Origin of the sequence: Curtobacterium flaccumfaciens UCD-AKU (assembly GCF_000349565.1) — a bacterium.
Taxonomy (GTDB): Bacteria; Actinomycetota; Actinomycetes; order Actinomycetales; family Microbacteriaceae; genus Curtobacterium; species Curtobacterium poinsettiae.
Window position 1 is genome coordinate 8,254 of the sequence record NZ_KB714625.1, and the last position, 801, is coordinate 9,054.

General features: G+C 72.2%; 2 protein-coding genes. Both read right to left on the minus strand.

Annotated features, from left to right (window positions below; all coding sequences use genetic code 11):
• Positions 1 to 185 (minus strand): SMR family transporter (locus H489_RS29965; protein WP_017887484.1); only part of this gene is annotated, 185 nt, incomplete at its 3' end.
• A partial coding sequence (locus tag H489_RS29970) for a TetR/AcrR family transcriptional regulator (protein WP_235045681.1) occupies positions 182 to 801 on the minus strand: 620 nt, incomplete at its 5' end. The genes H489_RS29965 and H489_RS29970, both read right to left, overlap by 4 nt.

Genomic DNA, 801 nt, shown 5'->3' on the forward strand with positions numbered 1-801 from the left:
CCCCAGATGCCGTAGGCGACGCCGACGGCCATGCCGCTCCGGAGCACCCGGATGAGCATGACGAAGGCGGTGACGTACCCGATGCCGACGACGGCGTACCAGGCGGGTTGCTCGACGGCTGCCTGCATGGACAGGGCACCCGTGACCTCGGCGACGATCGCGATCCCGAGGAAGAGCCACTTCACGAGGCACCGCCGCCGACGAGGCTGGCGATCGCCCGAGCCGCCGTGGCGACGGTCTCGGAAGCGGCAGTGTCGTCACGATCGGCGAGCCACGACCCGCTGACGCCGTCGGCGGTCGCGATGAGCAGGCGTGCGACCTGCTCGACCGGCACCGCCCACGTGATCCCGTCCTCGCTCGACCAGGCGTCGACGTGCGCGCGGACGGCTTCGAGGTACGCCCCCTGTTCCCACGCGGCGAGCTCTGCCAGGTCGGCATCGCGACGGGAGTGCGTGACGAGTTCGACGAGGGCGAGTGCGGTCGCCGGGTCGCTCTTGGTCTGCCCGAGGTGCGCCGCCAGGCCCGCGGCGATCCGCGCCCGTGGATCGAGCCGTGTGGTCGGCGTGGCGAACGCGGCCGCCATCGCGCCCCGCAGCTGTCGTTCGAGCACCGCCCGGAACAGCGCCGACTTCGAGGCGAAGCAGTAGTGGAACGCACCGTGCGGGAGTCCGGCGGCCGTGGTGACGGCACGCGTGGTGAGCGCGGCGATCCCGCCGTCGCGCAGGACCGCGATCGCCGCGTCGACGAGCTGGTGTCGCCGTTCCTCGATGCTGCGGTGCTCTTGGTGCAGGGTCATGGACC